Annotated in this window: 22 protein-coding genes; 8 read left to right on the forward strand and 14 right to left on the reverse strand. The window is 67.8% G+C overall.

Annotation, left to right across the window (positions count from 1 at the left end; translation table 11 throughout):
- On the forward strand, positions 1-618 hold the full coding sequence (locus tag IE302_RS05155; protein ID WP_191252212.1) for a TetR/AcrR family transcriptional regulator: 618 nt from the start codon (positions 1-3) through the stop codon (positions 616-618).
- A 63-nt stretch (positions 619-681) separates the two neighbouring features.
- Here IE302_RS05155 and IE302_RS05160 read toward each other — a convergent pair whose 3' ends face one another.
- Entirely contained in the window at positions 682-1,419 is a 738-nt protein-coding gene (locus IE302_RS05160) for a TetR family transcriptional regulator (protein WP_191252214.1), read from the reverse strand.
- A 105-nt stretch (positions 1,420-1,524) separates the two neighbouring features.
- Here IE302_RS05160 and IE302_RS05165 point away from each other — a divergent pair, with 105 nt between their 5' ends.
- Positions 1,525-1,989 (forward strand): glycogen operon protein GlgX, encoded by a 465-nt coding sequence (locus IE302_RS05165; protein ID WP_191252216.1) that lies wholly within the window; start codon positions 1,525-1,527, stop codon positions 1,987-1,989.
- 3 nt (positions 1,990-1,992) lie between these two features.
- Here IE302_RS05165 and IE302_RS05170 read toward each other — a convergent pair whose 3' ends face one another.
- The 5 genes from IE302_RS05170 to IE302_RS05190 form a co-directional block, all read right to left on the reverse strand.
- A complete protein-coding gene (locus IE302_RS05170; RefSeq protein WP_191252218.1) occupies positions 1,993-2,721 on the reverse strand; it encodes a VanZ family protein in 729 nt (242 codons plus the stop codon).
- A 124-nt stretch (positions 2,722-2,845) separates the two neighbouring features.
- Positions 2,846-3,451, reverse strand: a complete 606-nt coding sequence (locus IE302_RS05175; RefSeq protein WP_191252221.1) for a TetR/AcrR family transcriptional regulator — start codon at positions 3,449-3,451, stop codon at positions 2,846-2,848.
- Positions 3,452-3,478: 27 nt separating this feature from the next.
- On the reverse strand, positions 3,479-4,552 hold the full coding sequence (locus IE302_RS05180) for a hypothetical protein (RefSeq protein WP_191252222.1): 1,074 nt from the start codon (positions 4,550-4,552) through the stop codon (positions 3,479-3,481).
- Positions 4,549-6,021, reverse strand: a complete 1,473-nt coding sequence (locus tag IE302_RS05185; RefSeq protein WP_191252224.1) for an FAD-dependent oxidoreductase — start codon at positions 6,019-6,021, stop codon at positions 4,549-4,551. The genes IE302_RS05180 and IE302_RS05185 overlap by 4 nt, the downstream gene beginning before the upstream one ends.
- A gap of 73 nt (positions 6,022-6,094) precedes the next feature.
- On the reverse strand, positions 6,095-7,924 hold the full coding sequence (locus IE302_RS05190; RefSeq protein ID WP_191252226.1) for an alpha,alpha-trehalose-phosphate synthase (UDP-forming): 1,830 nt from the start codon (positions 7,922-7,924) through the stop codon (positions 6,095-6,097).
- Between the two features lie 111 nt (positions 7,925-8,035).
- Here IE302_RS05190 and IE302_RS05195 point away from each other — a divergent pair, with 111 nt between their 5' ends.
- Positions 8,036-8,731: a nucleotidyl cyclase domain-containing protein gene (locus IE302_RS05195; protein WP_229907603.1), complete on the forward strand. Its 696-nt coding sequence runs from the start codon at positions 8,036-8,038 to the stop codon at positions 8,729-8,731.
- Between the two features lie 20 nt (positions 8,732-8,751).
- On the opposite strand, the gene IE302_RS05200 is transcribed toward IE302_RS05195, so the two are convergent.
- Together IE302_RS05200 and IE302_RS05205 are read right to left on the reverse strand one after the other, a co-directional pair.
- Positions 8,752-10,419, reverse strand: coding sequence for a phosphotransferase (locus IE302_RS05200; RefSeq protein ID WP_191252228.1), 1,668 nt, complete (start codon positions 10,417-10,419; stop codon positions 8,752-8,754).
- Complete coding sequence (locus IE302_RS05205; RefSeq protein WP_191252230.1) at positions 10,420-15,213, reverse strand: hypothetical protein; 4,794 nt, start codon at positions 15,211-15,213, stop codon at positions 10,420-10,422.
- Positions 15,214-15,669: 456 nt separating this feature from the next.
- Here IE302_RS05205 and IE302_RS05210 point away from each other — a divergent pair, with 456 nt between their 5' ends.
- Both IE302_RS05210 and IE302_RS05215 read left to right on the forward strand, forming a co-directional pair.
- Positions 15,670-19,563 (forward strand): nSTAND1 domain-containing NTPase, encoded by a 3,894-nt coding sequence (locus IE302_RS05210; RefSeq protein WP_373307903.1) that lies wholly within the window; start codon positions 15,670-15,672, stop codon positions 19,561-19,563.
- Positions 19,564-19,716: 153 nt separating this feature from the next.
- On the forward strand, positions 19,717-20,475 hold the full coding sequence (locus tag IE302_RS05215; protein ID WP_191252234.1) for an SGNH/GDSL hydrolase family protein: 759 nt from the start codon (positions 19,717-19,719) through the stop codon (positions 20,473-20,475).
- On the opposite strand, the gene IE302_RS05220 is transcribed toward IE302_RS05215, so the two are convergent.
- Genes IE302_RS05220 through IE302_RS05240 form a run of 5 tightly spaced genes read right to left on the reverse strand, consistent with a single transcriptional unit; the run spans position 20,466 to position 23,218 of the window.
- Positions 20,466-21,038, reverse strand: a complete 573-nt coding sequence (locus IE302_RS05220; protein WP_191252236.1) for a TetR/AcrR family transcriptional regulator — start codon at positions 21,036-21,038, stop codon at positions 20,466-20,468. The genes IE302_RS05215 and IE302_RS05220 overlap by 10 nt on opposite strands.
- Positions 21,039-21,070: 32 nt before the next feature.
- The gene (locus IE302_RS05225) at positions 21,071-21,517 is read right to left on the reverse strand and encodes an SRPBCC family protein (RefSeq protein WP_191252238.1); all 447 of its coding nucleotides are present in this window, start codon (positions 21,515-21,517) and stop codon (positions 21,071-21,073) included.
- Positions 21,514-21,831 (reverse strand): metalloregulator ArsR/SmtB family transcription factor, encoded by a 318-nt coding sequence (locus IE302_RS05230; protein ID WP_191252240.1) that lies wholly within the window; start codon positions 21,829-21,831, stop codon positions 21,514-21,516. The genes IE302_RS05225 and IE302_RS05230 overlap by 4 nt, the downstream gene beginning before the upstream one ends.
- Positions 21,831-22,217 carry a VOC family protein gene (locus IE302_RS05235; protein ID WP_191252242.1) on the reverse strand — a complete coding sequence of 129 codons (387 nt, stop codon included), beginning with the start codon at positions 22,215-22,217 and terminating at the stop codon, positions 21,831-21,833. The genes IE302_RS05230 and IE302_RS05235 overlap by 1 nt, the downstream gene beginning before the upstream one ends.
- Before the next feature lie 32 nt (positions 22,218-22,249).
- Positions 22,250-23,218 carry a hypothetical protein gene (locus IE302_RS05240; RefSeq protein WP_191252244.1) on the reverse strand — a complete coding sequence of 323 codons (969 nt, stop codon included), beginning with the start codon at positions 23,216-23,218 and terminating at the stop codon, positions 22,250-22,252.
- Positions 23,219-23,338: 120 nt separating this feature from the next.
- On the opposite strand from IE302_RS05240, the gene IE302_RS05245 reads away from it, so the two are divergent.
- The 3 genes from IE302_RS05245 to IE302_RS05255 are packed head-to-tail and all read left to right on the forward strand — an operon-like array spanning position 23,339 to position 25,754.
- Positions 23,339-23,923, forward strand: coding sequence for an NADPH-dependent FMN reductase (locus IE302_RS05245; RefSeq protein WP_191252246.1), 585 nt, complete (start codon positions 23,339-23,341; stop codon positions 23,921-23,923).
- Positions 23,920-25,377: a DHA2 family efflux MFS transporter permease subunit gene (locus tag IE302_RS05250; RefSeq protein ID WP_191252248.1), complete on the forward strand. Its 1,458-nt coding sequence runs from the start codon at positions 23,920-23,922 to the stop codon at positions 25,375-25,377. The genes IE302_RS05245 and IE302_RS05250 overlap by 4 nt, the downstream gene beginning before the upstream one ends.
- A complete protein-coding gene (locus IE302_RS05255; protein ID WP_191252250.1) occupies positions 25,374-25,754 on the forward strand; it encodes a MerR family transcriptional regulator in 381 nt (126 codons plus the stop codon). Before IE302_RS05250 ends, IE302_RS05255 begins: the two co-directional genes overlap by 4 nt.
- On the opposite strand, the gene IE302_RS05260 is transcribed toward IE302_RS05255, so the two are convergent.
- Positions 25,744-26,226, reverse strand: a complete 483-nt coding sequence (locus IE302_RS05260) for a pyridoxamine 5'-phosphate oxidase family protein (protein WP_191252252.1) — start codon at positions 26,224-26,226, stop codon at positions 25,744-25,746. The two genes, IE302_RS05255 and IE302_RS05260, sit on opposite strands and share 11 nt — an antisense overlap.
- Between the last annotated feature and the right edge of the window lie 180 nt (positions 26,227-26,406).

The following is a 26,406-nucleotide window of genomic DNA, read 5'->3' on the forward strand; positions in this document are numbered from 1 at the left end:
ATGGTCGTTCCCTCACCATCAGGCGGCATCGAGGATCCACGGCGGGCGTCCCGACGCCGCGGCGCCGAGCTGGAACAGGCGATCCTGCAGGCCACACTGAACGAACTGCTCGATGGCGGTTACGCGAACCTGACCATCGATCGGGTCGCCGCTCGCGCCGGCACCAACAAATCAGCGGTCTACCGTCGCTGGCCTCACCGCGCGCCCTTGGCGGTGGCCGCATACCGCCACGCCGCAGTGGTGGAAGACCTGCCCGACACCGGCGACCTGCGCACCGACGCACTCGCCTTGCTGCGTGCCGCGGCCGAGCGAATCGCGTCGCCACAAGGCGAGGTGCTGCGCATTCTCGCCGCGGAGATCCGCGACGAGCCGGAACTGCTGCGCGAGGCTCGCGATCAGCTCGTGGAGTCCGGTACGCGGCGATGGCTCACGGTTCTGGGTCGCGCGGTCGACCGCGGTCAGGCCCGCCCGGAGGCACTCGCGCCCCGCATGGCGACCGTCGCCCTCGACCTGCTCCGCAACGAATATCTCGTCCGCGACGTGACCGTCATCCCGGACAGCACACTCACCGAGATCATCGACACCATCTATCTCCCGCTCGTGCGAACGCACCCCTGAACTGGCCGACTTCACACCCGGTAACCCTCACCTGACTGACACTGAGTGCCAGTGCGGACCGTTCTATTTGTCGTTCAGGGCGGCGTTCACCTTCGCAATGACAGCGTGCAGCGGCGTCGCCGTGCTCATCACTGCCACGACGGTGGTTTCCTCCCCGGCGGGGACCGCGGCGCCTTCGGCACGGAACGCGTCGATGACGAGCGCGAAGGCTTCGGCCGCACTGGCGGTGATGTCGTCCTGGCCGCCGCTGCGCAGCCAGCGGCGGAGCACGTGGTTGTTGGCGGCCGCGATCGCCGCGGCCGCCACGTCCGCCCGCAGGCTCGCGGTCTCGTCGCCCTGCTCCGCGAACCGCGCCCGCAGGTAGCGCGCGAGTACCCGCTGATAGCGGTCGACGGTCGCGACCTCTTTGTCCCGCAACGAAGTCACTGTCCGCGTCAGGGTGAACCGCTTGAGCGAAACGTCGAGTTCCGCGGCGTAGGACTCGAGGACCAGGCTGACCGCGGCGCACGCCATCTCGACCGGGTCCCGCCCCGGGTCCGCGCCGGCGAAGGTGTCTTCCATCTCGGCCACGATCTCGTCGTGGTTGGCGAAGAGCACCTCGTCCTTGGAGTCGAAATACCGGAAGAACGTGCGCCGCCCCACCCCCGCCGCGGCGGCGATCTCATCCACCGTCGTGGCTTCGTACCCCTTGGCCACGAATAGGTCCACGGCCGCGGCGGCGAGCGCGCGACGCAGGCGTCGCCTGCCTGCGGGAGTCGCCCCGGCTCTGGTCACCGGCGCTCGGCGCGGCGAATCGGTCATAGCGGGACGGTAGCAGCCGACTTGCTAGTGACACTGAGTGCCGTTAGGCTGTCGAGGACTACCGGGGTTTCCTGTCCCCATCCCGCCGTTCGGAAGGCGCCGACGATGTCGCTGGACCAGCAAGTGCTTCCGGACGAGTCCCTGGCACGGGATTCGATCCGTCCCCGCGGCGACGCCTTCTACGGCCGCCTCTTCGGCTGGTCGCTGAAATGGCGTGGCTCGCAGCCGTTCCTGGTGCTGGAGAACGGCATCTGCGCGGTGACGCTGCCCAAGATCCACGGCAATCAGGTCCTCGTCCGGCTCGCCGAGACCGGCTGCGCGGGGCCCGCCATGGCGGTGCTGACCCAGCAGGGCCCGCGAGTCGCCGTGCTCGCGGAGTCCGACGGGCTGATCCCGCCTCGGATCTCGCTGCCGCCGCACGTCGAAGTGCTCGCCTGGGGTGCGCTGCTCCCCCTGCCCGCCGACTCCGGACGCGTCGAGGCCCACGCGGAATGGCTCGTGGAGCCCGATCCCCGTCAGCGGTGGCTTCCCAGCCTCGACGCGGTCCTTTCGGGCGTGCGGCCGAGGTAGCGCTCACGCCGCCACCGAGGCCTGGGCCGATACCAGCAGGGCTCCACCGTCCGATTCGGACAGTGTGATCTCGATGCTCGCGCCTTCGGCCAACGGCGGCAGGTCGCACAGGGTCACGCGACCGATCAGCCGTTGCCCGCTGCGCGCGTTCGCCGATGCGGAACGATGGAGTTCGATCCCCGAGCGGCGCCACACGCGGACGGTGCCCGACGGCACCGGCCGGGTACGCCACCGGCTTCCGCACCAGGCCGCGAGCGCGGCACCCGCCGTATTGCACAGCACGTCGTCCAGCGATCCGACCCGGCCGGCGCCCTGCCAGACCTGAAGGCATTCGATCGACACGGACGCCACGAACGCCGTGAAGACGATCCTCGGCACCGGCCTCGCCCAGCCGAAGCGCACCGGCGACAGCGCCGCGAGCGGTGCCAGCAGGAAGACGTTGCCTGCCAACTGAACCAGGGCGAGGTCGGGGTGATCACTGAAGACGGGCAGGACGTCCGCCAGCAGGTGAAGACTCACCGACGAACCACGCCCGACCGTCGGCGCCGGGACGAAAACGATCAGAAGCACCGCGAAAAGCGAAGCCAGCAAAGCGAAATCCAGCACGACCACGAAGGCACGACGCCGTTTCCCGCGAAGCCGCGCCACGAATTCGGCGACGCCCGCACCGGCCGCGGCGGCGAGCAGCGACCACGGTGCGGCCTCGGAGAATGCCTGCCACCACCATCCCATGCACTCCCCTTTCGCCGATGATCGTCTTCGGCGAGGGTGGCAGGATCGTGAAGGCCAGACAAGAACCCTGACTATTGTCGGTGAATAACTACCATCTACGTCGATAGTTCACGGGCTTCGATTGTCACGGGCGTGCGTTCAGGGCGGGCCCGATCCAGCGGTGGACGAGGACGCGGAGTTCGTCGTCGGTGTGCGGCGGCGTCGAGGGATACTGCAGGAACGAGAGGAACAGCCGCATCAGCGTTTCCGCGAGCCCCTCGAAGTCTGCGTCGGTAGTGACGCCCACCGCGGCCCAGTCGATCGGCACGTTCCGAAGGATCCGCGCGCCCAGCGAGAAGGACTGCGACGACGTGACCGCGACGGTGAAGACGTCGGCTTCGCCCGCTTTCAGGAGCAGCCCCAGGTGGGGATCGTCGGGGACCGCCCGGACGCCGAACACCACGGATTCCGCGGCGACCTCGGCGGCGGTGCCGAACGAGGCCAGATGCCGTTCCATGCGTCTGGCGAACTCTTCGACCCGGTCCAGCGCGACAGCGCCGAGGATGTCGGCCAAGCTCGGGAAGTAGCGATAGACGGTCTGCCGGGTGATGCCCGCTTCGGCGGCGACGTCGGAGAGGCTGGTCTTGGCGAGGCCGACGCGGTCGATGCAGGCAGTCGCCGCCTCGACGATCCGGCGGCGAGCCTCCTGCTCGGTTCCGGGCGGGTTGCCCTGCCATCCGTGGTGCCCCATGGCTTCATCTTTCCCGAACGGCGGATCTCAGGCGATGGCAGGTGTCCCGCGACGGACGCGGTACAGCGCGGTGAGCATCAGGCCGGCGGCCGCGAAGCAGGCCAGCACGTAGAGCCCGCTCCCGATCGGGGTGCCGTCTTCGGTGACTCCGTCCTCGGCGGAGAGGTAGGCAGGCAGGGCGCCCAGCCAGAACACGGCCATCCCGGCCAGGTAGACGGCGGGATAGATTCGGGCGAAGGGCGCCAACGGTTCGCCGGGACCGCGATGCCGGGCGAAGATCCAGGTGCCTGCCACCCACAGCAGCGCCAGCTCGGTACCGAGGACCCAGGCCTGCGCGGTCGTGTTCCCGTCGAACAGGCTCGACGGGAGACCGGCGATCGCCATGGTCGGCGGGGTGAGGACACCCGCCAGCGCGATGCGCCCCGCGAGCGACCATCCTCGCCGCGGTCCGCCGGCCAGCCGTATCACCAGCCAGGTCATGGCACCCATCGACACGGAGGCGAAGAGCAGCATGCTGTTCATGGGCACCGAATCCAGCGCGGGGTGGTTGACGATCCGGTTGCCGCCGTTCCAGGCCCACCACTTCAGCTGGGGGCCGAGGTGATCGAAAACCTCGTAGAAGAGCTGGCAGGCGAAGGCGACCGCCACCGAGCCGATCAGCGCGCCCCTGGCCCGGAAGATCCCGAGCGACCGGACGAGTTCGTAGGCGAGCTGGCTGATCATCGGGTAGAACGCCACGATGTAGAGCGGCAGCCGGTCCCACATGAACTGAACGGTGAACCGGTTGTGGGCGAAGATGAAGCCGTACTGGCTCTCCAATCCGAACCATTCCGGGAAGTACAGCGGCGGCTCGATGACGAAGAGGTAGACCAGCGAGGCGCACCACAGGGCCAGGTTGGTCGAATCGCCCTGACGGTGTCGTCGGATGGCGTGCACCAGCGCGAAGATCGCACCCCCGAGGACGAGCAGTTCCAGCAGCGGCATCGTCCAGTGCGCCGCGTCCCATGGTGGACGGAGCGAGAGCCAGGGCGAGACGTCGTGACAGTCGAACCCGAGTCCGCGGGTGACGGCTTCGGCGTCCGGCCCGCATACGGCGCTCATCGGGTGACCGCCGGTTTCGCGGCGCCGCCTTCCGGTGAGTAGTCCGTGACCGGCGGCTCGGCGCGGGCATCGAAGTCGAAGGGGATCCGGTGCCGCCCCAGTGCGGCCCGGATCCGGTAGCGCAGGAGTCCCGCGAGCACCCGCGGGTTCGTCATCATGTCGCGCAGCGACTCGTCGAGGTTGAACACCTTCGCGAAGTGCTCGTCGACGACGTCGTCCTCGCGGGCGGCGCCGACGATGAGCCTGAACGCCGGTCCGGACATCGCCGAGAGAAGTCGGCGCTTCCACTCCCCCGCCTTCTCGGTGCCCACCGCGCAGGCGTAGCCCTGGTCCCGCGCCATCGCCAGACTCCACGGCACGTTGAGCAGCTTTCTCTGCGCGGCAAGGAAAGCAGTGGAGAATCGCGCGTCGAGACGGTCGGCGCGGGCGAGGTGCTCGCGCAGCAGCAGCGCCGATCCCGCGGCGGAGCTGATGCCCTGCGCGTAGAACGGGTTGAACGCGCAGATCGAGTCGCCGACGAACGCCAGGCGCTTCGGCGGGGTGCGGAGCTTGTCGTACCGTCGCCACTTGTTGCCGGTGGACCGGGTCAAGTGGACTTCGGAGGTCGGAGTGGACCGGTCCATCGCGGCCGCGAACAGCGGCGCCCGCACCCGGCGGGCCGACTCGACGAACGCCTCGGTCGTCCGCGGCATTTCGAGTCCCCATGAACCCATGCACGCGATGACCCGGTTGCCCTCGATCGGGAAGAAGTTCACCAGGAACTCGTGCTCGTCCGGATGCGTGCCCTTGTGGGGTGTCGGCATGATCACCAGGTGCTGCCACCACCAGGACCCGGGTCGTTCGTCGGGTGCGGGCAGGTCGTACCAACGCGAGGTGTAGGTGACCTTCGCGTCGAGGGTCCGCACTTCGGGCTCGGGCCAGCCGGCCGCCGCCAGCCAAGCACCGACGGAGGAACCGCGGCCCATCGCGTCCACCACGAAATCGGCGGCGATGTGCTCGTCGCGGTCGGAGAGGGCGACCCCGGTGATTTCGCCGTCCCGGGTGGTCAAGCCGCTCACCGCGACACCTTCGCGGATCACGACGTTGGGCAGCTCCCGGACCTTGTCGCGCAGCACGCGCTCGATGAGGATGCGCGAGCTGTAGATCATCGTCATCGCGCTGCGTTTCCGGGCCGACCAGCCCTCGCCGTCGAGATAGGCGGCGTCCATGGAAGGCATGAGATGCAGTCCGCCGGCGGCGATCAGGTCGTCCTCGAACCCGGGGAACAGCGCACCGATCGCGCGGCGGCCCGAGTTCAGCAGGAAATGCGGATGCTTGCTCTGCGGAACCCCGCGCCGATGTTCGGCCTCGGCGGGGAGCTCGTCGCGTTCGAGGACCAGCACCTCGTCGAAATACGGGGCGAGTGCTCCTGCGGTGCAGAGACCGGCGGCGCTGCCACCGAGGACGACAGCCGTCTTGCCGAGCCGCATACGGATCAACTCCCAGCGTCATTCATACAGATTGACAACTGCCGTATGAATGTATGAATGACGCCGGGCACTGTCAAGGACCGCCTTTGTCGGCGAGACGGGAGGAGGCCGCCTGAAGCGCCGCGACGAACGACGCCGCCCACACGTGACCGTCTCTCGCTCGCAAGCGATCCCTCATCGCTTTCATTCGTTCGCCTTGCTCACCTGGCGACATCGCGATGGCCCGCAGGATCGCGTCCTTCAGCTTCCCGGTGTCGTTCGGATTGACGAGGATGGCTTCACCGAACTCCGCCGCGGCGCCGGCGAACTCGCTCAGGATCAGGACCCCCTCGTCGTCTACGCGGCTCGAGACGTATTCCTTGGCCACCAGGTTCATGCCGTCGCTCAGCGGAGTCGCCACCATGATGTCGGCCGCCCGATACAGTGCTACGACCTCGCTGAAGTCGAGCGCATTGTTCGTGTAGCGCACCGCGGGACTTCCCATCCGGCCGTAGCTGCCGTTGAGGCGCCCGGCCAGTCGATCGACTCTTTCGCGCAAGCTCGCGTACCTCGCCACTCGCTCCCGGCTCAGGGTCGCGACCTGGATGAAAGCAGGAGGACTCGCGACCGACCGCAGGTCTTCGAGAATCTCGCCGTAGGCCACCATGCGTTGCTCGATGCCCTTCGTGTAGTCCAGCCGATCGATTCCGGCGACCAGCACGCCGGGATCACCGAGCTCCGCGCGGATCTGCCGAGCCCGCCTTTCCGTCCGGGGCTGACCGACCAGCTCTTCGACGGCGACGACATCGATCGACGACGGATACACACCGGTCATGACGGTGCGTCCACCCACTTCCACCCCGTCTGCCGAAGTTCTCAGATGAAGGAGTTCTCGGCACAGCAGGAGAAAATTGCCGAGGCTTCTCCGCCCCTGGAAGCCGACCAGGTCGGCACCGAGCAGACCTCGTAAGACCTCGCCACGATCCGGCAACTTCGTGAAGAGCTCGAACGGCGGCATCGGGGTGTGCAAGAAGAATCCGATCCGGAGGTCCGGCCTGCGTTCGCGCAGCATTTCGGGCACCAGCTGAAGTTGATAGTCATGGACCCAGACCGTGGCGCCCGGCGCGGCGGCGTGCACGACCGTTTCCGCGTAACGTTTGTTGATCAGGCGATAGGTCTCACGCCAGGCGCGGTGGAATTCGGGCCGCTCGATCGCGTCGTGGTAAAGCGGCCATAGCGTTGAATTGCAGTGGCCTTCGAGATGCAATTCGATTTCACGCTCGGAGAGCATCACGGGCAGCAGCGAAAGATCAGGTGATGGTTCGACCCGGTCCAGGTCGCAGTCCCGGCGAGCCCAGCCGACCCAGCCACCCTTTCGCTCGGACACCAGGCGCTGGAGGATCTGATCGAGTCCGGCGCCGGCCGCGCTCAGGAAGCCCTTTGTGTGATTGCTGAACGGTATCCTGCTCGTCACCAGCACGAAGTCGAACCGGCGGTCCGCGCCGCGGGCACTCGGACCAGGCGGAGCGGCCATCTCCGCGGCATCCGAGTCCGGCGGTGGCGCGGCGTCCGCCTCCCCCTCGCCGGACGAGGCGAGTTCTGCGAGGCGAGCCAGCCGCCACAGCCGTCGAAACGCCTCCGTGTCCCCGCCGAGCTGGTCGACGATCAGTTCGAGGTGTCCCCATTTGGGGACTTTCGGCCCGCGAAAGGTATTGTGCACGGAAGTGTGACTGAGCACCCCGCGACCGATGCCTGACGCGATCTGCCGAACTCCAGGTTCACCGGCGTCCAGATGCAGTTCGTGCAGCCGGTCGAACAGCTCGGCGACCGCCCCGACCGGTGTCGGTTCACGCCTCAGCGCCACGACATCTCCTTTGGTCTGGTGTTCAATCCTGTCAAGGAACGCCGAGCGAATGGCGTTCATGGCGGTCCGTCTTCGTGTGCCGCGGTCACGTTTCCCCCGCGCTCCGTCAATCGCGCTACCGCCACCCGCACGATCGGTGTGACCAGGAATCGGCGGCGAAGGCGAGCAATCATGGAACTGAAAACGGCGATGATCCGGCCCGCGGCGGCCTTGGCCGCACTGACTCCCCACCTACGTCATCGGTGGCGCTGCCGCCGTCGAGATCCGCAGCACCGGTCCATCATCGTGATCGACTTGGTCGCTTTCGGTGCGCGCGGCGACCTCGCTCAGCTGACCGCGCGCGAGGACCTCGACACCGTGGTCAACGCGGCCTTACGGGCCTCGGGGTTGTCCCGCGCCCGGCTCCGGTTCGAAGACCGCGGCGACGGGATGCTCATCTTCGTCTCGCCCGTCGTGTCCAAAGCGATGCTCATCGACCCCTTCGTTCCCGCACTGCGAACCCGGCTGCACGCCCACAACACGGCGGCTCCGGCAGAACGCCGGATCCGCGTCCGCGTCGCGATCCATGCGGGAGAAGTGGTCCAGGGTCCCCACGGTTGGATCGGAACGGAGCTCAATCTGGCCTGCCGGCTGGTCGATGCGGCGGTGGTCCGTGAGGAGTTCGCTCACCAGCCACAGGCGGACCTCGTGGTCGCGATCTCCGATGTGATCCACCGGGCGGTCGTCAGACACGGACATCGAGGGACGGACGTGGCCTCGTACAAAGGAGTGCGGGTGGCGACGAAGGAGGTCATCACCCGCGCTTGGATCCACAGCCCCCGGGACAGCGCCTGGAAGTTCGTGTCGTCCAGTTCGACCACCGGCTGACCCGGGGATGCTCCGTCCGGTCATGTGCGTGCGGGCAGGGCTGCCGCGGCAGCGGTCAGTTGGTCGTGCGCGGCGATCAGGCCGGCCACTTTCTTCGGCGGCGTCATGTCCCGGTGGTAGCTCATGCGCAACAGCAGGCTGCCCAGGGCCAGATGCCATTCCCACCGATTCCGCTGGTAGTCGGCTTCGGTTCGAAGCTGGTGGCAGATCTGCCGCAGTTGTGAGACGAGCCAGCCGAGTCCGCTCAAACAAGCTGTCGTGATCCCGTCCTGGGAAACCGCGTGAAGATCGGTGGACAGTTCGCCGATCGCCGCCACCAGCCGTCGCCACACTGGAAGTCCGTAGAAGAAAGCGGACTCCGCCCCCGCGTCGATCCCGTACATCAGGAGATCGACGATCAACCTGGCCGGATCGAAGGCCCAGTGCGCCTTTCCGAACTCGCTGAAGTCGATCAGAGCCGGTGACGGATGCCGCCCGGGATAGACCAGGATGTTCCCGCCATGCAGATCGCCGTGCGCGGCGCAGACCCGGCTGAGCTGAGGCAGACTGCGCTCTTGGACGCCCGGCAGCCGCCCCTCGGTGACGAACGAGCCGACGTCCGCGCGCAGCCGGGTAGCGTCGTCGAGCCCTCCCCCGTCGGGGTGGACGAGCAGTGGAGTGAGCTCTTCCATCGCGTCCAGCACGAGGCACTGCCGGAAGTAAGGAAGTTCGAACAGCGACGGCGCGGGCCTGTCGATGTCCTCGCCTGTCGAGTCGTACAGCGCGCCGAGGCAATCGGAGAACAGCAGATCGAAGAGGTCGCACACCAGCTCCGGCGTGGGCCCGGAGCCGAGCCAGCCCCGGAGTGTCAGCGCGTCCCGGTCGAGATGGGCTCCCGTCGCGAACCAGCCGTTGACCGGGCCGACCGGCTGTTCCGGCTGGATCGGGACGACGAACCGTTGCGGCAGCAGCTGACGAGCCCGCAGCACACCCCGCGTCTCCCTGAACAACGCTTCGGCGGTGCGGCCCACCTTGAGCACGTGATGCAAGGTCGGTCCACGCAGTACCTGCGCGGTCGTGGTGCACACGCTCGCGCCGGATGCCCCCGGCACCAGACATTTGACTTCCACGGCGTCGGTGGCGTCGTCGGTGGCCTCGAGTATCAGCCGGTGCAGCTGTGTCAGAGTCGCTTCTCCGACGTCGTACATCAAAGCCTGAACGGCCGGGTCGGTCCGGTCGGCCCGCACCTCGACCTCGACCACGCTCGCGTTGCCGAGCAAATGATCCCGGATCGAGGCCGCCACCGAAGCCGGACTGTTGATCTTCGATTCGGTGGTGAACTCCGCCCGGCGGAGTACTTTGTGCGCTCCCAGTTCCTCGGCACCTGCGAAGAGATCGCGGCGGTGATCATCGCCCATGCTGATCACGAAGATGTAGCCTTTCGGCGCGGTCACCCGGGCCAACTCGACGATTTCCAGTCCCCTGGGCTCGGTGTCGTCGAAATCTTCCCGGTCGAAGAGCAGATCGATCACGAACAGGTCGAACGGAGGAGCCTCCGCGAGCAACTTACGTGCCTCGTTCGGGTCCCCGACCATCGTCCAGGCGACGGACCAGCCTTTGGCCTCCAGCTGCTGACTCAGCCGGAGACTGACCGAATTGCGGTTCTTCTCCAGGTCGTCGACCATCAGTCCTCGAATGAGGTGTCTCATCTAAACTCCCTGCCAGACGGACAACGAGATCTCCGTGGCGAAGGCCCATTCACCGTCGAGGCGAACCCCCGCTATCGAACCGCCGAATGGCCGGAGCTTGTCGTTGAGTGAGCGGAGACCGTGCCCGAGGCGGTCGGTCGCGCGGGTGCCGGTGTTCCGGATGATGAGTCGTATCCGCCGTCGCTCCACCAGGCTGTATTCGACTCGCACCACGGGGGTGGCGCCCGAGATCGCGTGTTGCCCGATATTGGCCACGACGTGCGCGACAGCCTCGTCGAACAACGGGCCCGGGCAGAAGGCCTCGGTGACTTCACCGATTTCACGGCCTGTGCAGGCGAAGGCCATTCCCGACGACTGGAGAAGCCTGTCGACCCGCGGTGCCGGGACCACCGGTGCGGAATCGACCAGTTCGACGAACAGTGCCGTGCGACCGGGCCCGACATGGGTCGTGGTGAACATGCGATGCCACCATCTGAGCCGGCTCAGCAGTTCCGCGTGCTGGCGGCGCCACTCCGGATCCTCAGGCGTCCAGCTTCGCTCGATCAGGTCCTCAAGGCCTTCCTGTACCAGGCGAAGCTCGACGAAGTCCGGGTCGGAGATCGCCGCGAGCAGAAGGCGCTGATCACGTTGGCCGAAGCGATCGGAGACGTAGTCGCCGGTGAGGATGTCGTTCAACACCGTCATGTTGACCAACGCGCGCTCGCACAGCTGCGTGCTGCACTGTTCCCAATCCGACAGGGCTTCTCTGATCCTCGTGCTGGGCGGCCGGGCGAAAACGAGGTCTTCCACGAAGTCCCGGACCCGGAGCAGTGTGGCCTCCATCCGGTGTGCCCGCACGTGTCTGCTGAGCTTCTCCCGAAGCAACCACCAGCCATGCTGGGGGTTGCGCGGGCGTGGCATGGTCTTGATCTCGACCACCCCGAGAAGTTCCTTGACGATCCCCACGGACCTCCGGACCACTCGCGTCTCGTCGTGGCCGAGCATGCTTTCGAGACGGTCACGACATCGGGTGAGTGCGCTTCGCAGGGCCGCGTGATCGATCGGCATGTCCTCCAAAGGACGCCGGAGAAGACGATGGCATTCGAGGAGCAACTGGTCGCTGAACTCCCGTTCGTCCACGGCGACCGCTCGTGCCATCAGCTTGGGCAGCAGTGCGACGAAGGTCTGTGCTTCGGCCGCGGCCATCACCATGACCGCTTGGGTCCGGAACCAGGGGTTGCCGATCTGCGAGCTTCTCAAGGCGGTCTCGCAGATGGCCGCCAGCCGTTCCCGCGCGGCCGCGAACCTGAGCGGGGGAAGTTTCAGCCAGGTCTGCTCGGCCGCGGTGAGCCGCAGTAATCCGTCTCTCGTCCACTTGCCTGGTGAGTCGTCCGCGGGATCGCCGTCATCCAGTCTGGTGATCCGGTCGAGGACCTCCTGCCGTGCGGAGGTCTCTCCCAGCGCTCTCAGCAGCAGACCGCGCCAGCGCAGGTAGTCGGCCATCTCCTCGCCCCGGATCGGTACTTTGAAGACGTCCACCGGTACTTCACCGAAGAGCTCGGCGCGTGTCCGCAGCCTCGTGCGTTGTTTGAGCCGTTCCGCGTGCCCGCGCAGGGCTCGCGGAGCAGACTCCGCGTATTCCTCGTAAAGATCCCTGATCTCGCAGAGAGAACAATCGGGAACGGCGAGACGGCCGAGGCTGCTGGTGGTCAGGAACCGGACCTCCGTGGGAACTGCAGGCCCGGCTCGGCCGTTCCGGCGAGCACGTAGCGCGCTGACCGCACGTAACGCGTCCGAATCCTGTCCGTCCAGTTGATCGAGCAGGACCAAGGCCACGATCGCGGAGGCTCCCGCCTCGGCCGCCAGTCTGATCATCTGATGGATCGAGGTCGAACTCAGCGAACCCCAATCGACGACCACCACGGTCCCCAGCGCCGCGGGTACCGGGAGACTCGCGGGAAACGTCCATCTGCTTCCGGCGACCGCCCTCGGGATCGACTCCACACCGGCGACGGAGGCGCCGTCCTCGGTCAGCACTTCGCTGACAAGCGCGGCCAGCCTCCCCGCGTAGTCGTCCGGGCTACCGGGATGCCAGACCCAGTACCGCGTAAGCAGGCCCTCCGCCCGCAAGTGGTCCGACTGCCACTGCCGTGTGACGTCACCGAACGTGTCGCGGATCGCGGCCCGTACCTTCTCGCCGGCGTCCTTGTCGCGCAGCAGACGATCCAACTGCGGATAGGCACTGAAGTGCCGAGCCTGCGGGATGCTCTCCACGTGACCGAGCCGCAGGGAGTCGTCGTTCTCGGCGCACCAGCCCAGAAGCGTTTCCTCGGCGATCGGCGTGCGACGCGGTGACGGTATCTCGCCCGGCTCGACCGGCCGGCGGTGAATCGGATCGATGTCCACCGGAGGGGCCTCCGGCCGCGGTGTGGCCGCCACGTCCACGGTTACCAGGGACAGGACCGCGATGTCGCGATTGAACATCCGGATCGGCCCCGAATGCGTTCTCGCGTCGACCACACAGACCACGGCGATCGGGACCGCGTGCTTGCCGACGAGGGCGGCGGCGGCCCTGCGAGTGGTGTTCTCGGTCGAGAGTACGTCGGTGCAGATGACGACGTTCGCCCGTCGCGGCACTTGCTCGCTGACCTGGCTTCCGTCCAGGTCGAGTTCCCCGGGCAGATCGTAGAACCGGCCGTCGCGGTAGAGACATTCGCTCAGCTGTGCCGCGAGCAAGGCCGCGGTCGTCGATGCTCGCGCCACGACGAGTGGCCGGTTTCGGTCCTGCCCGGGGAGGGCCGCCTCCTCGACCGCCCGTGCCTGGAGGAAGGTCACGAGGTCACGGCCCACCGTGCCGTTCGCCAGCTGGTCGCCATCGATCCAGCGGTTCGCCACCCTGAGGGTGGGGGTGCGGAAGTACCCCTCTACCACGCCAGGGCCACTTTGCTGGATCGCCTCGGCGAGGTGCTCCCGGACGTACTCGCCCAACGCCCGCACCGCGTCACCCGCCGAGACCCTCAGCACGACCTCGGCGGTGGTGACGGTGATCAGATGCGGGTGCGCGTTGAGGGTCGGCCACAGCCTGTCGGGTTCCCGGCCCACTCCGGTCCAAAGTCGCGCCACTTCGGAAATCGGCAGCGCACCGCCCGCCGCCGTCAGCCCGTCCAGAACGGCACGGAGGCAGACCGAACCGCCACACCACAAGGGGGCTCCGGACGCGCCGAGCACGAGGATCGGGCTCCGGACCCGGTTGCGCTGGCTCAGTTCGCCTTCACGATCCTCGTCCGCGTTGAGGCCCGCGACGCTGAGGTCGAGGAGCCGAGGATCGGCGTTGGGGAAGACCAGGACGAGCGCGGCCTGGTGCGGGGTGAGACTGGCTACGTCGAGTGCTCGCGACAGGGCGGTCTGGACCCCGATCTCCGTGAAGCCCGTCCCAGGTTTCCGAACCTGTGCCGTGGCGACGACTCCCGCGGTCCGGCTTCCGTCCTGTGCGAGCAGGGCCGCCTCGTCCAGGCGTGCGCGGTCGGCGTCCCCGATCCCGTCCGCGGGATGGAGTTGGCAGGTGACGACCTCCCACCGCGCGTCGGCGTGCGCACTGGACCGCCAGGCCCAGGGCCGCGACAGCGCCCGGGTGAGGTAGTCACGGATCGGCAGGATCACCTCGATGACCGTGCCAGGAGCCCACGAAGGCAACTTTTCCTCGAAGATCTCCTGGTCGGCCGCGGCGTAGCTCTTGCCGATCACCGCGTCCGTGGACCGCGTCAGCACGAGGCCGCGGTAGCTGCCGACGAGGCGCGCGACTCGCCAAAGGCCGAGGGTCCCACCGCTTCCAGCGGGATCCGCGCCGATCATGTGCCTGTCGAAGGCGCGAAGCACGAGCTCCCGTGCGGACAACGGAGAAGAGCCCTCGGCCCGTTCTTGCCGCAGCCGGCGGAGAAGGCCATAGCCCGAGTCGGCCACGACCAACTGCAACACCTGGCCGCCGGTGCCGCTTGCGGCCAGGGCATCGGCCAAGCCGTTCGCGGGACGCGGGAGACCGTCGCGACGGCTCACGTAGAGGTCGTCATCCACGAGTACGGCCGCGATCAGCGCGAACGTGGGCCGCGTGGGATCGACTCGCGAATGCACACCGACGTTTTCGACCAGCTCGCGGAGAACCGCTTGGGTGACCGCGCGGGCATCCGAGCGGGACAGCCCCATGTCGGTGAACCGTCCCAAGGCCTCGACGAGCACGTCCGGCGCCGAGGCACCGTGTTCGTCGACCGGCACCCAGCGAAACGGCAGGATTCTGCGGCGGCGCAGGAGTTTGGCCTCGTCGAGCGGCTCGATCGCCGCGGCCGAGGCACCTTCCGGTCGGGAAAGGTGGGGTTCCGGAGCCGCGGAGTCCTCGACCCGGACGGCGCCGGCGGGCCAATGCCCGGGGCGCAGTGCGTCGAAGAAGCCCACGTCACGCATGAACGCCCGAGCCTCTTCCCTGGCCCGTGCCTGCCAAGCGGCATGGCGATCGAGTGTCTCCATCGCGTGCGTATCGCCGGACGGTTCCTCGACCTTCCCGCCTCCGACGACCGGAAGCGCCCCCGTTGGCAGGACGACGGTGGCCGCGACTCCGCCGCGCACAGCGGAGTCCAGGAGAAGCAGGGCGCAGGTCAAGGCTTCGAAGTGCACGAACTCCACGGCCGAGAAGTCGAGCTCGATCCCCTGCTCGACCGCTGCGGGGCGCCATACACCGTCTTCGCCGAATGGGCGGTCTTCGCCGCTCAGACAGCTTTCCCAGGCGGCGACCGTAAGCAAACAAGGCAGTCGGTAAACGATCATCCTTGATATCCCCTCGATGCGCGGATCACCGTTCCCGGTGATGCGAAATAATCATCGTCTGATCGTCTTCCTCTCCATTCGATCACAAGAGTCATTACCCCGTCCGATTGTGTAATTTGTTGTCCAGGTTCTGTCCTTGACGAGACTGGTCGCGCCAGGGTTTGGTAATGGGTCGACAATTCGGAAGGACACCCATGGCCGACTGCTCGCCTGTCGCCCGGCCGGCGGATTCGCCGTCTTCCCGGGTTCGTCGTCAGTCAACCGCAGTTCCCAGGTCCGGCGATACGAATCTTCAGATACTCGGACAACCTCGGACACTCCGGAGGCGGTGGGCGACGTGATTCGTACATTCCCGTACGCGGTCGACCAGACCCTCGTTCGCCTGTTCGGACGACGCCCCACAGCCTCGTGGCAAGGCTTTTCGTGTTCGATTCCGATCAAGGGGAGCATCGACTCGTGACCGCCCCAGAGATAGAACCGAGCCGGTTCAGCGATCGCGAGGAATTCGGAAGCGCACTCGAAACACTTTGCCTCCGCGCCCGGCTGAGCAGGCGGGAGGCCGCGCGCAGGGCCAAAATTCCGGTCACCACGCTGAACGGTTACACGCGCGGGCGAAATCTTCCGCAGAGTGGCGGCGGTTCAGGGTTCGCACGGCTGCTGAAAGTTCTCGGGGTCCATGACGAGAAGCTCCGCGAACGATGGTTCGACGCTATTGAAAGACTACGCAGGCGTCCTGGCCCAGAACCCTCCGGTGGCCCGATTCCGTACCGAGGACTGGAGGCTTTCGGCGAAAACGACACCGACTGGTTCTTCGGACGGACCGCCATCACGGATCTGATCCTCAGCAGGATACGGAATCGCCCCTTACGCGGCCGTCCGTTGTTCGTCGTGGGCGCCTCCGGCGTCGGCAAGTCCTCGGTCCTCAGGGCAGGCGTGATACCCGCGCTCGCCGATCCCGCCGAAGGTGACCGATCGGTCATGTTCATGACGCCAGGAGCTCGTCCCTGCCTGCGGCTCGCCGACCTGCTCGGTGTCGAGCGGGAGGAGGTCGCACGGCAGCTCGACGAGAACCCGGCCGATCTCACGTGGCGACTTCTGCATCCGGCGTTGCGCGATCGGCTCGAGGCCGAGGGGCGGGAAGGTGCCGTCCTGATCATCGATCAGTTCGAGGAACTGTTCAGCGCCGAGGTCGAGCACTCGGAGCGCCAGACCTTCGTGCGCGCGATCGGCTATCTCGCCGACAAGGTCGCGAGCGGCGCCGCCAGCACGGTCGTCGTGCTGGGGATGCGCGCGGACTTCTTCCCGCAGGCAACGGACGATCCGATGCTCGCCGCGGCGCTGGGCGACGGCCAGGTCGTCATCGGACCGATGTCGCGGAAGGAGCTTTCGGACGTCATCGCCGGTCCGGCCGCCAAGGCCAGGCTGTCGCTGGAGCCGGGCCTGGTCGACGTCATCCTGCGGGACCTCGCACCGGCAGGCTCGGCCGCGGCCTGCGACTCCGGCGCGTTGCCTCTGCTCGCCCACGCGCTGCGTATGACGTGGGAGCGCCGCCAGAACGGCAGGCTGACGCTGGAGGCGTACCGGAAGTGCGGAGGGATCCATCAAGCCGTCACCCAGACGGCGGAGGACATCTACGATCGGCTGGGGTCCGTCGCGCGTGGACGAGCGCGCCGTATGTTTCTCCGTCTCGTTCACACCGGTGACGCGCTGCCGGACATTCGCCGCCGGGTCTCGGTCTCGGAGATCGAAGACGGCACCACTGACCAGATCTCCTCCGAAGTCCTGGACCGGTTCGTCCGAGGACGGCTGCTCACCGTCGCCGAGGACGGGGTGGAGATCGCACACGAAGCGATGATCCTCGCCTGGCCGCGACTCCGTGGCTGGCTGGACGAAGACCGCGCCGGTCACGCGCTGCACCGGCGCCTTGGGCATGCCGCATCGGCTTGGCAAGAGGCCGGTGCGGACGTCGACCTGCTCTATCGTGGTGCCCAGCTGGCGGCGGCGAGCGAGTGGGCGGCGAAGGCGGGCCATCGGGCACTGCTCAACGCCACGGAGCGCGAATTTCTCACCGCGTCGAACGCCCGCCACGAGACGGAACAGCGCGACCTGCGCAACCGGAGACGAATCCGGCGTGGGCTCTTCTCGATCATCGCCGTCTGTGTGCTGCTGGCGAGCGCCATGATCACTTACGCGGTTACTCAAACCGCGGCGACCGCCCGGCAGCGGGATTTGACACAATCGAGAGAGCTCGCTTCACAGGCAGACCGGTTCCGTACGAGCGACGTGTCCCTGGCGGCCCAGCTGAGTCTGGCCGCGTACCGCATTTCGCCTACCCCGGAAGCAAGGGCGAGCGTTCTCGACTCCACCGCGAGCCCGATCGCGGCCCGGCTCCTCGGTCCACTGCAGGTCCTCCAGGCGGTCGCCTCCACCCGCGATGGTTCCCTGCTCGCGACGGCCGGTACGGGAAAGCAGATCCAGCTGTGGACGCGTCGCCAGAACGGACAACCGGTCCAGGCCGGTCCGCCCTTCGAGGGCGGGGACGACACGATCTTCTCACTCGACATCAGCCCGCGGGGCGACGTTCTCGTGGCGGGCGGCGGCGATCGTCGGATTCGGGTCTGGAACATCTCGGATCCGGCGCGCCCTGTCCTGCTCGGCAAGCCGATGGCAGACTTCGGCAACACCGTCTACGGGACCGCGTTCAGCCCGGACGGCGCGCTCCTCGCGGTGGGATCGGCGGACAACACCGTTCGCCTCATCTCCATGACCGATCCGGCGAATCCACGGCTGGTGGCGGCTCTGACCGGCTTCACGGGCTACGTTCACACGGTGACCTTCTCCCCTGACGGCCGCACACTGGCCGCGGGGAGCGCGGACCGGACCGTGAGAATGTGGAACGTGGCCGACCCGGCCGAACCGTCGCCGCTCGGCGAGCCGCTGCGTGGGCCGGGCAGGATCCTGAGCCTCGCGTTCGCCGCCGACGGCAGGACACTGGCCGCGGGCAGCGCGGATCGGAACGTCTACCTGTGGAACACGACCGACCTCCGTCGCCCGGCCGCTCTCCCGACGCTCACCGGTGCGACCGGCCGGATCAACGCTCTCGCCTTCGGACCGGACGGCAGCACACTCGCGGCGGGCAGTTCCGACAGTTCGGTCAGGATCTGGGATCGGACGACGGCCCGCGTGATCGTGTCCTTCCCCCATCCCGGGCCGGTGACCGGCACGGAGTTCCTCGACGGCGGCACCGCTCTGGCCACCGTGGCGGCGGACGGCGTCACCCGGCTGTGGCCGTTGCCCGGACAACGGATCGGGAATCGAGCGAACAGCGTCCTGTCGCTGGAGTACGCGGGCAGCACCAACACCCTGATCACGAGCGCCGGATTCACCACGAACACGACCGAACTCTGGGACACCACGGATCCGGCGCGCCCGGCCCGGCGAGGCAGCGTCCTGGCGGCCCCGCACCCCAGCGACACCTTTTCCGGCTCCGTGGCGCTGAGCCCGGACGGTCGCGTCGCCGCCGCAGGCCTCGACAACGGCGGTGTCGTCCTCTACGACCTGACGAACCCCGACGCGCCCGTGATCGCCGGACCGCCCCTACGCGCGAGCGGCAGCCTCGTACAGACTTTGGAGTTCAGCCGGGACGGTCGCCGGCTCGCGGTCGGCAGCGACGAGCACACCGTCACGCTGTGGAACGTGACCGACCTCGGATCGATCACGCGAGTGGCGACCTTGGCCGGGCCGGGCAACAGCGTGTACTCGCTGTCGTTCAGCGCTGACGACACCTTGCTCGCGGCAGGCAGTCTCGACAGCAAGATCTGGCTCTGGGACATCAGTGCCCCCGCTTCGGCACGGCCGCTGAAGCCCCTGGAGGGGTTCAGCGGATACGTTCATTCCGTGGTGTTCGCGCCCAAGGGGAAGCTGCTGGCGGGCGGCAGTGCCGACAAGACGGTCCGCCTTTGGGACCTGGCCGATTCCACCGCACCCCGGGCCCTGGGCAATCCACTGGTCGGCGCGACGAACTATGTCTACTCGGTCGCGTTCAGTCCGGATGGGACCACCGTTGCCGCAGGCGGCTACGACCACACGATCTGGACCTGGGACGTCACGAACCCTGAATCACCGCGTTGGCTCGCGACACTGACGGCGGCTCTGGACTCGATCTTCGTTGTCGAGTTCACCCCCGACGGCCGTGCGCTCACCGCCGGTACCGCGGAGAAGGCCATCCGGCTGTGGGAGACCGACCCGGATCGGGCAGCCGCCCAGATCTGTGCCGCGGTGGGACAGCGGATCACCGAACAAGAGTGGTTCCGCTACGTGCCTGATCGCGCCTACGCACCACAGTGCTGACCCTGGTACCGACGTTGGGGAGAACGCGGCCATGATGGCCGTCCGGGCGGCCGAGGGCGTACCTGAGCAGGGCCGATCCATCCGGGCTCGATCGCCTCGGTAGCATCCGGGTATGCCATCACGACTTGAGGGGCCCGTCCTGTGTCCCGTGCGATGACCAACCGCTTAGTTTGTCTCGGTGACTCCTTCACCGAGGGTGTCGGCGACGAGGACCCGTCGTCCCCCAACGGCGTCCGCGGCTGGGCCGACCGCGTCGCGGGCCGGCTCGCGGCCAACCACCAGGACTTCCGCTACGCCAACCTCGCGATCCGCGGCAAGCTCCTGGGGCAGGTCCTCGCCGAGCAGCTCGAACCGGCACTCGCGCTGGACCCGGACCTCGTGACCTTCTACGCGGGCGGCAACGACCTGATGCGGCCGAAGGTCGACATCGACGCCCTCATCGACGACTACGACGCCGCGGTCGGCAAGGTCGTCGCCACCGGTGCGAGGGTCGTCCTCTTCACCGGGGTCGACGGGGTCGAAGACGCGTTGTTCCGCAAGATCCGGGGCCGCGTCGCGATCTACAACGAGCACGTCCGCGGCATCGCCGCGCGGCACGGGGCGCTGCTGGTGGACATGTGGGCGATGCGCCGATTGCGGGACAGGCGCCTGTGGGCACCGGACCGCTTGCACCTGAACTCGTTGGGGCACAACGAGATCGCCATCGCCGTTCTCGACGTGCTCGGCGAACCGCACAAGCTGACGCCCGCCGAACTCGGTCCGCGACCGCTGCTGAGCCCGCAGGCCCGGCGCACCGAAAACCTCCAGTGGGGCAAGGAACACGCGGTTCCGTGGATCAAGCGCAGGCTGCGTGGCGAGTCGTCGGGGGACACGCTCGCGCCGAAGCGGCCGACGATGGAGCCCTACGCCTGACGCGGCCGGAGACCGTCGAAGAGGATGCAGATCGTCCGGGCCCGTAGTTCGGGCCCGGCGTGCTCCGCCGCCTTCGCCGTCCCGATGATCACCGGGATCAGTTCGTCCACACCGAGGTCCTTGCGGACGTCGCCGGTGTCCTGCGCCCGGCTGAGCAGTACGCCGAGCGCGTCCTTCAACCGGACGCCGATGACCGAACCGGCCGAGGGCACGCTCACGCCGGCCGCGGACAGGGCTTCGAAGTAGGCGTTCTTCGCGTCGGCCATCGCGATCCAGCCGGTCAGGAACCCGAAGAACGCGGCGCCCGGGTCGGGCGAGTCCGCGGCCACCGTGGTTTCCGCTTCGTCGACGAAGCGGTGAAGGCGCGCGTAGAGGACTGCCTCCAGCAGTGCCTCTTTCGTCGGAAAGTGCCGGAACACGGTGCCGACGCCGACGCCCGCCTCGCGGGCGACTTCTTCGGTGGGCGCACTGGTGCCTTTGGCCGTGAAGACGCGCTCCGCGGCCTCCAACACCCGCGTGCGGTTACGGCGGGCATCGGCTCGGAGCGGTTTTTCGTCCGTCACAGCGGGGATCCTAGACCCGTTGTCGAGAGCCGCTACGGGGCCTGGTCCGGGATCTCGTCCAGCACACGCGCCAGCGCCTTGGGAACGCCGGTACGCCAGCCGCCGCCCATGATCCGCCGTGACATCCGCTGGAACTCGTCGTCGGGATCGAAACCCTCGTGACTGAGGAACAGCCGGGTGCCATGGCCTTCGGGTTCGAGCCGCCAGGTGACCGTCCATTCCGGACCCCAGCTGATGCTGAGCAGGCGTTCCTGCTCCACCGCCAGCACCTCGCAGGCGACCGGGCCGCCGGCGAAACCGGCGGCGGGCACGGGGTCCGCGAGCAGTTCGAACCGATGTCCCACAACGGGTTTGATGTCGTTCGGCATCCGGAGCCAGCGCTCCAGCAGCTGCGGTTCGGTCAGCGCGCGCCACACCTTTCGCGGTGGATGCGAAAGGAACTGGTCGACGTGGATGGCCGTCGGGTCTTCGTCGTTCAAAGCTCCTCCTCGTCCAGCAGGTCACGCAGGTTGGCCAGTTTGCCGCGCCAGTACCGCTCGTACGGCGAAAGCCAGTCGGAGACCTCCTGCAGCGGAGCGGCCTCCAGCGAGTAGACGCGATTGCGTCCCTGCCTTTCTTCCCGGACGAGTCCCGCTTCGCGCAGCACGCGAAGGTGTTCCGACAGGCTCGGCCGGCGCATGTCGAATCGTTCGGCGATCTCCCCCGCCGCCCGCGGGCCGTCGAGGAGGATGCTCAGCACCTCGCGGCGGGCCGGGTTGGCGAGCGCGGCGAAGACGTCGTCGTTGACCGGCATCAGCGCGGCCAGTTCCCGTAGCCGGAGGCTTCCAGCAGGCCCATCGCGTTGCCGTCGGGATCCTTCAACGACGTCGCCCGTCCCCAGGGCATCTCCTCCGCGTCTCCGACCTCGACGCCCTGAGCGCGAAGCTCCGCGATGTCGGCGTCGATGTCGGAGGTGCTCAGCTGGAAGTGCACTCGCGTGGCCGGATCGAGCCCGCCGACGGCGCGGTCGACCAGGACTATGCCGGTTTCCGCCCCCTTGGGGCCGACCATGAGGAACGGGCCGTGCGGTCCGCTGACCTCGACGAGCAGATCGAAACCGAGCTTGCCGACGTAGAAGTCCCGGGCCTCGGCCTGGTCGGAAACCGGCACGGTGAGGAACTGGACGCGGTCGATGTTCATGCCGCGACAATACGTAGGAGATTTCCTACATGTCAATCGCCGACGGAAAGGAACGTCTGGGCACGAAGGGACTCAGGGGCAGCCTCTGGATCGTCGAACGACGACGGCCGCCGGACGACTCCCGTCGCTTCCAGGGCGTCCATGAGGTTCCAGATCAGTTCGTGGGCGGCCACGACCACGCCGGCCTCCGGAAGATTCCGCAGCAGCGCGGAGACGACCTCCGCCGCGATCCGCAGACCGATCTCGTGGACGGGATCGCCATCCTGTCGCCGGATGATCGGAATCCTGGACCTCCCTCTGTCGTCCGACCAGAGAGACTCACGCGGAAGGTCCCCGTGAGAGACCACGCGCAGAGCTGACCACAGGGCTGGATCGTCGGCAAGCCGGTTCAAGGCGTTCACCGTGGAATCCGTCCAGACCATCGTCAACCTGACTCCGGCTTCCCGGACTTCGTTGGTACCCATCGCACCCGCACGCGGCGGGTAAACCGCCCAGAAAGCGCCGTTCCAATAAGGACGTTCGACACTCAGCTTGGTGACAGGAAGCAAGCCCTCTTCCATGAGCCGATCCCAGACGAGGCCATCGATCACATAGCCGAAGAACACTCCGTAGGCACAATGCGCCAGCCCCTGATCGGCCAGGACGCCGGCGAGGGTGGACACCTCAGCCTCGATCGCGGGCACGATCGCCTCGGCGAGCCCCGCCATCCGGGCACGCAGTGCCGCCGTTTCCTCGGAGCCGAGCACCGGGAACGTGGTCATCAGCCGATCCCCTTCGACGGAGACGAGGTCGTACGCTCGCAGAAGCGCGATCTGGCTGTCCAGCGGATCAATACCTTGTTCCCACAGTTCCGCGCGACTGACACCCAGGCGAGCGCGGAAGAGAAGGCGACCGTTGTCGTCCATCTTCACAACGTGATGCGGAGTGCTGCGCGCACCGAGGCAGAAGCAGTGAAGCCCCCATTTCGCCAGGTCATCCGGGTCATCACCGAAGTCGTCCATGACAGAAGGCTTACCACAGAATCACCCCTTACAACCTAGACTTATCTAGAGGTCCAGGGATCGTGAGCAGGGCCGCAACGGCTTGAGTTCGCCTATGGACGAACTTCTAGCGTCGTCGCCATGAGCACAGAAACCACCGCACAGTCCCCCATCCGCCTCGCCGTGATCATCGGCAGCGTCCGGCACGAACGGTTCGCAGACGCCATCACGGGCTGGCTGCTGACCGAACTGGCCGCGATCGGCGGCCTGGAGGTCGACCCGATCGACCTCGCCGACGTCGATCTCCCGTTGCAGGGGACGCGCCCCGGCGGCACCGAGACCGCGATCAGCGCCAGGCTGCACGCGGCCGACGCCTATTTGATCGTCACTCCGGAGTACAACCACAGTTTCCCGGCCGCGCTGAAGAACGCGATCGACTGGCACTTCACCGAATGGGCCTACAAACCCGTCGCGTTCGTCGGCTACGGCGCCGGTTCGGGCGGCATCCGCGCGATCGAACAGCTGCGGCTGATCTTCCCCGAGCTGCGGGCCACCACCATCCGTGACGCGGTGATGTTGAACGCGCCGTGGACCCGTCTCGGCCCGAACGGGTACGAAGGCACCGAAGGCGAGCGCGCCGCGCTGGCCGGGACGATGACCGAGCTCGGCTGGTGGGCCCGCACCCTGCGCACCGGACGGGTCGCGGATCAGGCGAGTGCGGCATGAACCGCCTGACCGCGAAGGAACTGCGCATCGCGGCGGTGATCGCGCTCGGCGGCTTGATGGCCGTCCTGGACACCACGATCGTCGCCGTCGCGCTGCCTCGGTTCATGACCACGTTCTCCGCGTCGCTCACCACGATCCAATGGGTCGCGACCGCCTACGCGCTCGCCATGGTCGCGGCGATGCCCCTGGCGGCCACCTTCGCGCAACGCTGGGGTGCGCGCCGGGTGTACCTGATCGCCTTGCTCGTGTTCGCGGCGGCGTCCGCGGCCGCCGGAGCGGCAGGCGATCTGGGCTGGCTGATCGCCGCACGAGCGGTACAAGGGCTCGCCGGCGGCCTCATCAACCCGCTCGGAATGACCATCGGTTTCGGTGCGGTGGACCCGGCCCGCCGCAGCCGGATGACTACGATCACCGGGCTGCCCCTGCTGATCGGGCCGATCCTGGGTCCGTTGCTCGGCGGCTTCCTGCTGGACAGCCTGTCCTGGCGGGCGCTGTTCTTCATCACCGTCCCGCCCGCCCTCCTCGGGGTCGCCGGTGTGCTGCGCTGGGTGCCCGCCGATCCCCCGTCGCCGGAACGCACCCCGATCGACCTCCTGGGCGGTCTGCTGCTCGTCCCCGGCGTCGTCGCGGTGGCCTACGGATTCTCCGAGGAGGCGATCGGTGTCGGGCCCAGGGTGGCGATCGTCGTCGCCGGGCTGGCGCTCATGGCGGTGTTCACGCGCCGTTCGTGGCGTCATCCCGCTCCGCTGCTGAACGTCCGGCTCCTACGTGACCGGACGTTCGGGCGCAACGCCGCGGTCCTGGTCCTGTACGCCGCGCCGTACTTCGGGTCGATGCTGCTGATGCCCGCCTACATCCAGATCATGCGCGGCGACTCACCCATGATCAGCGCGCTGATGATGGTGCCGGGCACGATCGGGATGGGCATCACGATCCAGTTCGCCGCCCGCGTCCTGGAACGCTTCGGCCCGAGGATCGTCGTCGGCACCGGGCTGAGTCTCGCGATCGTCTCGACCGGGCTGACCATGCTCGTCCTCACGCCGGACACGCCGTACCAGGTGCTCGCGATCCTGGGCGTGTTCCAAGGAGCGGGCACCGGAGCGATCATGATGCCCACGATCGTGAGCGCCGGCCGGAACCTGCGCGGCCCGGACCTCGCGTCCGGTTCCGCGATCCTCCCGCTGTCCAGCACCATCGCGAGCGCGGTCGGCACCGCAGTGGTGAGCGCGTTGTTCACCGGGTTGATCGCCGCGGCCACCGGCGGAAGAGGTCTCGCGGCGCTGAGCGACCCGTCGGCGGGCGCGACGCTCGTCGGGGACGTCGTCTCCGCGTACCGCCTGACCCTCCTCGGAGTCCTCGCGGTCATGGTGATCGCCCTGGTGGTCAGGCTGAGGACCTCACCCGCCCCGGTAGCCTCGGCAGAGCACCCCACGACGGCACGGAGCGCAGCATGACGACGCCGACCCCGGCATCACCCCGGCTCGACGCCCATCTGACCATCAGCGAGGTCGCGAGCCGGGCCGGGGTCTCGGCCAACGCCGTCCGGTACTACGAGCGGTACCACGTCATCACCGCGGAGCGCACCCAAGGCAACGCGCGCCGGTTCACCGTCGACGCCATCTGCCGGATCCGGCTCGCGGTCGCCGCCCAGCGCGTCGGGCTCAGCCTCGCCGAAAGCGCGGAGATCCTGGCCGAGATCCCGCCCATGTCCCCCGCCCTCGAAAAGTGGTCTGAGGCCGGGCAGCGGCTCATCGAAGCCGGACAGGCCCGCATCGCCGAACTCACCGCCGTCGTCGACGAGTACCGGACGCTGGAATTCCTCACGAACTGAACGGTCCATCCGCCGCGTTCGACCACCGGAACACCGGCCGGTTCTCCAGACCGGGGTAGGCCACGGCCATACCCCGATCAGGGGACATCGACCACAGCAGGGCGTCGGGCGACGCGGCGTGGTCCGCCCAGTCCGAGGACCACTCGGGGACGTATCGCTCGTAGATGCGACGGATCCGTGCCACGTCCTTGGTCTCCAGCCTCGCGGGCCCGGTCATCCGCACCTGACGGACGTCGTCGGGCGGGTCGAACGTCGCGACCATGACGGCGACTTCACGGTTTTCCCGAGCCGCGTCGAGGAAAGGTGCGGGCCTGCCGTCGAACATCGGGGTGTGGAACCACACTCTGCTCTCCTCGGCGACGAACCACATCATCGCCAGGGCGGTGTTCCCGCGGCCGGTGGTGGTGGCGACGCTGGCAGGCAGCCGCGGCTCGTCGAGGAAGCTCCGCACGGCGAAAATCGGTCCGGTCATGACGCCACCCTGCAACCTCCATCGCGGTCGAGGTCCAGCGCAAGTACATGAAGGCCCCCTTCCTTGCGCCTATCGCAAGGAAGGGGGCCTTCATGTACTTCAAGTATGTGAGGGCGACGGGACCGAGGCAACGGCGCCGTACCCAGCTCGGTACCGGTGGCCGTGAGCGGCAGGGCGGTG

The organism is Amycolatopsis oliviviridis, from assembly GCF_014654365.1.
In the GTDB taxonomy this organism is placed as follows: Bacteria; Actinomycetota; Actinomycetes; order Mycobacteriales; family Pseudonocardiaceae; genus Amycolatopsis; species Amycolatopsis oliviviridis.